This is a genomic window from Flavobacterium sp. (assembly GCF_046317795.1).
Taxonomy (GTDB): Bacteria; Bacteroidota; Bacteroidia; order Flavobacteriales; family Flavobacteriaceae; genus Flavobacterium.
Genome location: NZ_JBKCVI010000173.1, coordinates 1 through 8,519, shown reverse-complemented (window position 1 = coordinate 8,519; position 8,519 = coordinate 1). Strand labels below are relative to the sequence as shown.

Annotated in this window: 14 protein-coding genes; 11 read left to right on the top strand and 3 right to left on the bottom strand. The window is 31.1% G+C overall.

Annotated features, from left to right (window positions below):
* Positions 1-457: 457 nt before the first annotated feature.
* Positions 458-643, bottom strand: a complete 186-nt coding sequence (locus ACK5ON_RS10375; RefSeq protein WP_409822208.1) for a type II toxin-antitoxin system HicA family toxin — start codon at positions 641-643, stop codon at positions 458-460.
* A 3-nt stretch (positions 644-646) separates the two neighbouring features.
* A complete protein-coding gene (locus tag ACK5ON_RS10370) occupies positions 647-1,039 on the bottom strand; it encodes a hypothetical protein (protein WP_396175987.1) in 393 nt (130 codons plus the stop codon).
* Between the two features lie 329 nt (positions 1,040-1,368).
* Between ACK5ON_RS10370 and ACK5ON_RS10365 the strand changes: the two genes are divergently transcribed.
* The 11 genes from ACK5ON_RS10365 to ACK5ON_RS10315 all read left to right on the top strand — a co-directional run bounded on the left by ACK5ON_RS10365 (position 1,369) and on the right by ACK5ON_RS10315 (position 7,674).
* Entirely contained in the window at positions 1,369-2,100 is a 732-nt protein-coding gene (locus tag ACK5ON_RS10365; RefSeq protein ID WP_409822205.1) for a carbon-nitrogen hydrolase family protein, read from the top strand.
* A gap of 406 nt (positions 2,101-2,506) precedes the next feature.
* On the top strand, positions 2,507-2,887 hold the full coding sequence (locus tag ACK5ON_RS10360; RefSeq protein WP_409822203.1) for a TIGR04104 family putative zinc finger protein: 381 nt from the start codon (positions 2,507-2,509) through the stop codon (positions 2,885-2,887).
* A gap of 256 nt (positions 2,888-3,143) precedes the next feature.
* Positions 3,144-3,374, top strand: a complete 231-nt coding sequence (locus ACK5ON_RS10355; RefSeq protein ID WP_396173735.1) for a hypothetical protein — start codon at positions 3,144-3,146, stop codon at positions 3,372-3,374.
* Positions 3,367-3,684, top strand: coding sequence for a type II toxin-antitoxin system PemK/MazF family toxin (locus tag ACK5ON_RS10350; RefSeq protein WP_409822201.1), 318 nt, complete (start codon positions 3,367-3,369; stop codon positions 3,682-3,684). The genes ACK5ON_RS10355 and ACK5ON_RS10350 overlap by 8 nt, the downstream gene beginning before the upstream one ends.
* Positions 3,685-4,044: 360 nt before the next feature.
* Positions 4,045-4,275 carry a hypothetical protein gene (locus ACK5ON_RS10345; protein ID WP_396173734.1) on the top strand — a complete coding sequence of 77 codons (231 nt, stop codon included), beginning with the start codon at positions 4,045-4,047 and terminating at the stop codon, positions 4,273-4,275.
* A complete protein-coding gene (locus ACK5ON_RS10340) occupies positions 4,265-4,612 on the top strand; it encodes a type II toxin-antitoxin system PemK/MazF family toxin (RefSeq protein ID WP_396173732.1) in 348 nt (115 codons plus the stop codon). The genes ACK5ON_RS10345 and ACK5ON_RS10340 overlap by 11 nt, the downstream gene beginning before the upstream one ends.
* A gap of 155 nt (positions 4,613-4,767) precedes the next feature.
* Positions 4,768-5,022: a type II toxin-antitoxin system ParD family antitoxin gene (locus ACK5ON_RS10335; protein ID WP_409822210.1), complete on the top strand. Its 255-nt coding sequence runs from the start codon at positions 4,768-4,770 to the stop codon at positions 5,020-5,022.
* Positions 5,015-5,323, top strand: coding sequence for a type II toxin-antitoxin system RelE/ParE family toxin (locus ACK5ON_RS10330; RefSeq protein ID WP_409822198.1), 309 nt, complete (start codon positions 5,015-5,017; stop codon positions 5,321-5,323). The genes ACK5ON_RS10335 and ACK5ON_RS10330 overlap by 8 nt, the downstream gene beginning before the upstream one ends.
* A 293-nt stretch (positions 5,324-5,616) precedes the next feature.
* The gene (locus tag ACK5ON_RS10325; protein WP_409822196.1) at positions 5,617-6,018 is read left to right on the top strand and encodes a lipocalin family protein; all 402 of its coding nucleotides are present in this window, start codon (positions 5,617-5,619) and stop codon (positions 6,016-6,018) included.
* A gap of 275 nt (positions 6,019-6,293) precedes the next feature.
* The gene (locus tag ACK5ON_RS10320) at positions 6,294-6,680 is read left to right on the top strand and encodes a hypothetical protein (RefSeq protein ID WP_409822194.1); all 387 of its coding nucleotides are present in this window, start codon (positions 6,294-6,296) and stop codon (positions 6,678-6,680) included.
* Positions 6,681-6,834: 154 nt separating this feature from the next.
* On the top strand, positions 6,835-7,674 hold the full coding sequence (locus ACK5ON_RS10315) for an alpha/beta hydrolase fold domain-containing protein (RefSeq protein WP_409822192.1): 840 nt from the start codon (positions 6,835-6,837) through the stop codon (positions 7,672-7,674).
* Positions 7,675-7,809: 135 nt separating this feature from the next.
* Here ACK5ON_RS10315 and ACK5ON_RS10310 read toward each other — a convergent pair.
* A partial coding sequence (locus ACK5ON_RS10310; protein WP_409822190.1) for a biotin--[acetyl-CoA-carboxylase] ligase occupies positions 7,810-8,519 on the bottom strand: 710 nt, incomplete at its 5' end.

Below are 8,519 nucleotides of genomic sequence, written 5' to 3'. Positions count from 1 at the left end.
ACCAATTAGTAACCCTAATGCCACACTGAGCTCCGCCTGTACTGACGAAGGAAGTATCGAAGTGCACTAACCCCAACTGGTGCTCGTCTGTGACGAGTACCTACTTAAATTAGAACAAAGAACGTAGCATTTGCAATGCGGATAACTAAATAGAAATCCCGCTCTCCGAAGTCCCGACTACGGAGTAATAAATATAGAAAACCTCTTCCTTGTCAACGTTGTGAACTTTGACAACGTTTGTTATAAAATAATAGTATTTTTGAAAGTAAAAAAAGGAATATATATTCGCTAGTACGCCTAAATTGGGTAGGTATAGGTAAGTTATTGCGGGTGTTTAGGAGTTGTGAGTCATTTTGCGAATCCGGTAAATATTGAGTTCTTTATTAAAAAAACGAATAAAGTTAATAGTGCTTTTGAATATATAAATGAAATGATTTCTTATCAAATCCAAGATGTTTTAAATTTGTGTAAGAATAAATTCTGGAACTGGATCAATATGCGTTTGAATTATTATTGGTCTTGTCAAATCACTTCTAGTATATTTAGCATGTCCGCCTTCGGTTTTTATGTGCTTCAATTCCTGATGCTCTAAAAACCAAATAACTGTTGCTAATGGTATATTGCTTAACTTATAAGTATTCATTCATTATACCGGAATAGCAACTTCTTTGTGACTAGTTGTTATGTTCTGATTGTTTAATAATTCTTCTAATGAAGCATTATTTTTTATTAAATCACCCCAAGACGGTGCATTTATTTTTTTAGGATTTTTGGCAGTCCCTTTTTTTAATTCCCAACCTAAAGAAATTAACTCTTCATGAAGAGTTTTTTTGTTGACTGTATAATCTAGAAAAACTCCTAAACTATGATTAAACGACTGCATAGCTTCTTCTTCTGATTTACCATATCCGGTAACTTCAAGATGAGGACAATAAACAATAAAGTTGTCTTCTTCTTTGAAAGAAATTAAAACAATGTTAGCTTTTACTTTAGCTTCAGCATTTTTAAAATCGACATTAATACGATGATTTTTACTCATTGCTCTTTATAAAAGTTTTTAATTGAAAAATGAACACAAATATATAAATACTTTCTGCAATTTTTACCAAATTTTACTAAACTTTACCATATAAATGAAATAAATACTAGATAAATGAAATAAAAAACGGCACTCGCTCCCGATTCCTATCCCTTGGTAGTTACCCCCACTAAAAAAGTCGCCCTAAGGAACAATAAAATAGAAAACCAGACGTTATCAACGTTTTGAACTTTGACAACGTATATTGAAAATTATAGTATTTTTGGTAATAGAAAGGGAAATAAACAGTTGCCTGTATCCCAGTTAGTGGCAATATAAATAACATCGTAATGAAAATTTGTGCAGCTCAGACAAGACCCATTAAAGGAAATATTCCCCAAAATATTGAAACACATAAGAAGCTTATAGAAATTGCTATTTCTTATCAAGTTGACATAATTATTTTTCCTGAACTTTCTTTAACAGGTTATGAGCCCGAATTGGCTGATGAATTATCAACTTCACAAATAGAAGACAATAGGTTAAATGACTTTCAAACTATAAGTAATAAAAATAATATAATTATTGGTGTTGGTATGCCAACTAAAAGTAAAAATGGAATTTGTATTAGTATGGTAATTTTTCAACCCAATGAGAAAAGACAAATTTACTCAAAACAATATTTACATCCGGGAGAGGAGCAATATTTTGTTAGCGGACAAAACATTTTACCAATAGAAAAAAAGGACAATAAAATTGCCTTTGCAATTTGTTATGAAACTTCAATCTTTGAACATTCGGAAGCGGCACATAAAAACGGTGCTGACATATATATTGCCAGTGTTTTAAATTCTGTTAACAGTGTTGATAAAGACATAAAAAGAATTTCAGAAATCTCAAACAGATATGGTATGATTTCATTGATGTCGAATTTAACAGGAAAATCAGGAGACTACAAATGTGCAGGTAAGTCTTCAATTTGGAATAGACAAGGAAATTTAGTTGGACAACTAAATAGTGAAGATGAAGGACTCATTATTATCGATACAAACAATCACGAAATAATTCAAAAGTATTTGTGAACTAAACTGCCACTAAAAGCAATTTGGGATTAAACCCAACTGGTGCTCGACTGTAATGAGTGCCTACTTAAATTTGAACAAAAATGGTAGCATTTGCAATGCGGATGACTAAACTAGAAATACTAATAAAGCTTCCGTTCTTATTATTTTTTTTTTCTACTACAACGCGAATCCTTTCGCGTGATCAGCAACTCCAACAAAAATATTATTGATATTCTTGCTTTATTTATAATGTTTGCTATTGACAAACAACATAAAAGGATTCGTGCTGTTTCGGGAACGAAAAAGATTAAATAAGTAAGATGGTAATGCGCTAATTAGTTGTTTTGTTGATGATTTGCAAAAATTAATTCTTATTTTTGAGAAAGAAAAACTAAAAAGATCTTCCTGTTTAAACAATTTTTGGATGATTTTGCTGAGTTTTATCAGGGGTGTATACAAGTTGTGTGCAATTTATAGAAATCAGAAATACTATAGAAAAATGGAAAAGTGCAAAAAATGTAAAACAACTCTTTCTTCAAAATCTATATTCAAATCCCTTTGGAAAGGATACAAAAACTTTTCCTGTGCGAATTGTCAAACACAGTATGAATTTAATCCTAAGGATAGATTAATTGTTGGAATTGTCATTGGGATCTCGACATTCCTTTCTAGTTTCGCCATGAATTACTCTGAATTAGAAATTGTATCGAAATTAACATTAGGTTTGTTCTTAATGGCATTTTCATGTATAGTCTTAAGTGCTTTAAGTATATCATTTTTAACATTTCAATTGAATAAAAAATAACCCCAACTGGTGCTCTTCTGTGACGAGTACCTGCTTAAATTAGAACAAAGATTGTAGCATTTGCAATGCGGTTAACAAAATAGAAATTCCGCTCTCCGAAGCCGCCGTTCTAAGCAATAAAATTAAAAACCACAACGTTGTCAACCTTTTTTAACTTTGACAACGTTTGTTATAAAATAATAGTAGTATTTTTGAAAATAAAATGCAAAAAAAACATTGAAAGTTAAAAAGTCTTACATTTGAAAAAAATAAGAAGATGACTAGGCAAGCAATAATTGAAAGAACTATAAAAGCAATAAACCAACTTCCTGAAGACAAAGCAGAAGAAATATCTGATTTTGCAGACTTTGTCATTAAAAAGTTTGAAGATAATCGTATTACTCAAAGTATTCAACAACTTGCATCAAAAAGTAATGCCTTTGATTTTTTAAATGATGAAGAAGATCTTTATTCTTCAAATGATTTAAAAGAAAAGTATAATGGCTAAAGGTGATATTGTTTTAATAACTTTTCCTTTTACAAATTTAAGCGGAAGCAAATTGCGTCCAGCAATTGTCTTAACTGAAACTAATCTTGATAGTACAGTTTGCTTTATAACTTCACAAATTAATTGGCAGGAACAAACTGATATTGTTTTATTTCCCAATGATCAAAATGGAATTAAGAAACAGTCCTTAGTTAGAACCAGTAAAATTGCGACTATTGACAAAAATTTAGTGCAAGGATTACTTGGTGTACTTTCTGAAAATGAAATCAATGAACTAAACAATAAGCTCAAAATTCTATTTCAGCTATAAATAACACAAAGCTAGTAAAAGTTACTCATTTGCCCCGCTCCCGCGACACGAGCGCAGCGAACTGACGAAGCAATCCAATCGCGTGGTAGTTGCACCCACTCAACGAAGTCGCCCTTTTGAGCAATAAAAAAGAAAACCACAACGTTGTCAACCTTTACAACTTTGACAACGTTTGTTATAAAATAGTAGTGTTTTTTGAAATAGAAAGGGAAATAAACATGTAAATATCTTACCAAATAGGGTGTATACCTATACAGAATATGCGACTATAAGTTAGTTGAACAGCATGCTAAAAAAAATCCGTAGAAAAGAAGATGATATACTAAAAAGATATACATTTGTAATATAAATATAAAGCATATGAAAACAGTATCATTAAAAATAGATGATTCAATATTCGGAGAAACTGAAAAAATACTATCTCGCATAAATATTCCCAGAAACAGATATATCAACGAAGCAATTGAATACTATAACAAAGTACAAAAAAGACAAATTTTAGAGAAAAGGCTTAAAGCTGAATCTAGCTTAGTTAAAAAAGATTCCATGAATATTTTAAAGGATTTTGAAAAAATTGACTATGCAGATTAATCAATATGAAATTTGGATTGCCGACTTAAATCCACAAATAGGAACTGAAGCTGGGAAAACTAGACCAGTATTAATTGTGCAGACAAATTTATTAAATAAAATTCCGCATCCATCAACAGTTGTTTGTCCAATTACAACTAATGTTCAAAAAGATTCTCATATATTAAGAGTTCATCTGAAAAAAGGAATGGCAAATTTACATGAGAATTGTGACGTAATGATTGATCAAATTAGAGCAATTGACAATAAACGTTTGATTAAAAAAGTTGGAAATTTACCTGTTGAACTAATTGAAAATATAAAAGAAAATATTGCAATAATAATTGACTTAGAATAGCAGCACGAAAAACACAAAAGCTGTCAAACGCCATCGCTAGAATACGGTCTCGGGAAATCGAGAATGTCAAACTGTAATTTTTCGTCCTGAGAAAAGAACAACTTTTTCTTTGATAATTACCAAATTTTGGTAACTTTAATAAAAATAAGTAATCTATAGGACGAAATACATCTGTTTCTCTTGGAAACTATTTTGAAAACTTTGTCGACAGCAGAGTTTCAGAAGGAAGATTTAAAAACGCTAGCGAAGTTATTCGAGCTGGATTAAGATTGTTAGAAGAAGATGAAGAAGAAAGCAAAATTATTGCACTCAAAAAAGCTATAAGTGAAGGGGTTGAAAGCGGAACTGTTGAAGACTTTGATCCAAAAAAACATCTTGAGTCGTTGAAAGCCAAAAAGAGAAATGGCTGAATACAAAGTAACAAACAACGCTGTCGAAGATTTATCCAAGATTTGGGAGTATACATACGAAGTTTGGTCTGAAAATCAATCGGACAAATATTATTTTGAACTTCTTGAAAATTGTCAAGTATTGGCTGAAAATCAAAAATTAGGGGAAAATTATTCTGAGATTGACAATGATATTTTTGGTTATAAATCTGGACAACAAATCATATTCTTTAGAATATTAAGCGAAAAAGAAATTGAAATTACAAGGTTTTTACATTCTAGAATGGATTTAAAAACAGAGTTCAAGAATAAAACTCCCTAGCACGAGCATCTTGCTCTTACCCACCAAGAAATTTTGAATAATAAGAACTTTCTAATTTCAGAAGCCACCTTGCGTAACAATAAAATTTAAAAAAATAATCTTGTCAACCTTTTGAACTTTGACAACGTTTTTTCAAAATAATAATATATATTAGCTACAGAGAAAACAAAGTTTGATAACAGTCAGAACAATCCACCAAAAATTGGAGAGATTGGGATTGTTTTCAAGACTGTATACACATAACAGCAATCACTCTCGAATAGAAAAATTAATAATAATTCAAAATTGAAAAAATGACAAAAAATATCCTAACAATCTTATTAATATCAACATTACTATTGTCTTCTTGTCAACAAACAACAAAACAGGAAACAAAAAATAATGAGAATATTTTGCCCATAAAGGCAAGTGAAACAAATTTATTAATTGGCTCTTGGGTAGAACCAAATCCTATCAATGTTAATGAAGTACAAGGAATAAAAATTAATGAAGATGGAACTCTAAAATCCATCAATATGTCAACATTAGTCTATAAAAAATGGTGGAAAGAAAATGACAAACTAGCTTTAGTATCTGAAAGTATAGGAAATGGCTTAACTATTATTGATACAACAAAATTTGAAATTATAAAACTAAATCATAAAGAACTAGAAATAAAAAACAAAGATTACACTATGAAGTACAAACGACAATAAAGACTTTTGCTAATTATGGTTTCTCGCAATAGTGAATTTCTGGTAAGTTCACATTAATGTTTCCTCCTGATCTCCGAAGTCTCCGTCTTCAAAATAATAAAAAAGAAAACAACAACGTTGTCAACCTTTTGAACTTTGACAACGTTTTTTCAAAATAATACATATATTATTTGCAGAGAAAACAAAGTTTGATAGTAGTCAAAACAATCCACCCAAAAATTGGAGAAATTGGGATTATTTTTCAGGTCTAGATATTTGTTTTAAATGATTAAAATATGAAAATAGCTTACAAAAAGAAATACTTAAATATAAATCTTATATATTCTTTAATTTTCTCGGTGACGTTGTTTACAGTTTTTTTGGAAAGTTCAGAGAGTTGGAAAATCATTATAGGGATATTGACACCTACTTGTTTTATCGCAAAATATTTTTATCAGAAACAAAACAAATATCTAACAATTGAAAATGAAAGGATAAGAGTTAATAACATTTTCGGTAAAGGCATTAATTTAAATGAAATACTTACGATTGAAAAATATGCTGGGGATTATATACTTAAAACTGGAAAGAAAAAACTAAAAATTGATACAACCATTATAGAGCCCACGGAGCTATCTAATTTAAATTCAGAACTGGAGAAACTAAATGCGAAGTGGGAATAAAAACCTCTCTGCAAAGTCGCCCGACTTAGGAGTAATACTTAGATTGGAGAATGTTGTTGCGGGAATATACAAGTTAGCGGTAAGTTTGTCCGCTAAGAAGATTAAACCATTTTAGATGAGAACAGTCCCACAGAAAATTTACAAATTTAGTTTTATGAGATTATTAATTTTATTGTCATTGTTTTTTTTCTCATGTGCCAAAGACAACACGACAGAACAGTCTACTCCAACTGCTTATAGAATAACAAAGTCTGTTACCTATAATAATAGTACTGTTGATGTTATCATTGATAAACCTGCATTAAATGAAGTTGATGTCTTGTTGGTATTCCATGGCACAGTAATGTATGATAGTAGCATAATTTCTGCTGCCAATACAACACTTGACAAATTCAAGGGTATTTTAGACAGAAATGATATGATGATTGTAAGTGTAGCATATCCCCAAGAAAATGTATTATTAGGCGATAATATTGTTCAATGTGAAGCCGCTTTGTTATGGTTGAAAAATAAAGCAAGTCAAGAATTAGGGATAACAGTAAAAAAGATATTCTTAGCCGGACACTCTCAAGGTGGCTATATTGTTACACGACTTAATACAATGCATCAAACAGCTGGTGTAATTGCCAATGCACCAGGGCCATTAAACCTTGTTTATAGATGTGGATTAGAGGAAAATGGACAAGTTCAATCAGGTGCTGTATGTACCAAACTTAACAATGTGTATGGAACGACAACAAGTAACCCCAACGCCTACTTTCAGAGGTCATTACTTAATTTCACAAATGGATTCAAGTCGGACATTTTATTTGTTCAAGGACTAAGTGACTCTCCTATTCAATTGTATTCTTGGCCAACTTTTAAGCAAGATGTATTAAATTGTACAAATTGTCAAAACAGACAGTTTGTTGAGATTGTTGGCGGTGAACACGGCTCTCTGTTTGAAAGTCCTACGGCCAAGACTGAATTTAATAACTTTATAAATAGCCACTAATAATAAGAATTTGCAAGCCCGACAACGGATTTATATTTGAGCGAAGCCAACAGACGAAGTAATCCGTGCTTCAAAAAAGTAACAATAGTAATTCCCTATAAATTGGAATGCGTTGATACGATTTATACAACCAGTTTATAAACCACAAAAAAAAGTTTGCAAAGAAAGGAGCGCTAGATTAAAAAGCATCTTTATTTCTTTGACTTCATAATGATGAATTTTATCATCGTTTTGCAATAAAGCCAATTTCCCATCGGTAGTTACTTTTTTCACAATTGCCATAAAACGGTTACGATTGATATCTTCAAAAGCAACAGCTTTAGCTCTTTTATAAAGTAAATTATTGTAAGTAGACCATAGGCCAATAGTGCTTTCTGGCTGTAGCATTAGTTGTTGTAACATTTCTACATAGAGTTTTGCCATTGCTTCCATGGCCAATTCTTTACCTGTAATGGAAATTATTGAACTGGCATTGGGAAGATTTTCAAAATTGGTTTGGTTTAGATTCAATCCAAAACCTATAACTGCATTAAAAGTCCCGTTGGGTTTAAAACTATTTTCTACCAATATGCCACCTACTTTTTTGTTTTCTGCCATAATGTCGTTAGGCCATTTTATCTTTCCTTTAGGATAGCAACTCATTGTTAAAGTATTGATAGCAGCAACAGCAACAGTAGCATTTAAGTCAAAAACAGAAATCAAATCTAGCGGTAAATCTTTAATCAATACACTCATTAATAGGTTTTTACCATACTCTGAATGCCATTTGGCACCCATTTGACCTTTTCCACCAGTCTGTTCATTTGCCATGACAACCGTATAGTTTTCTAATACTTTTTCTTTTG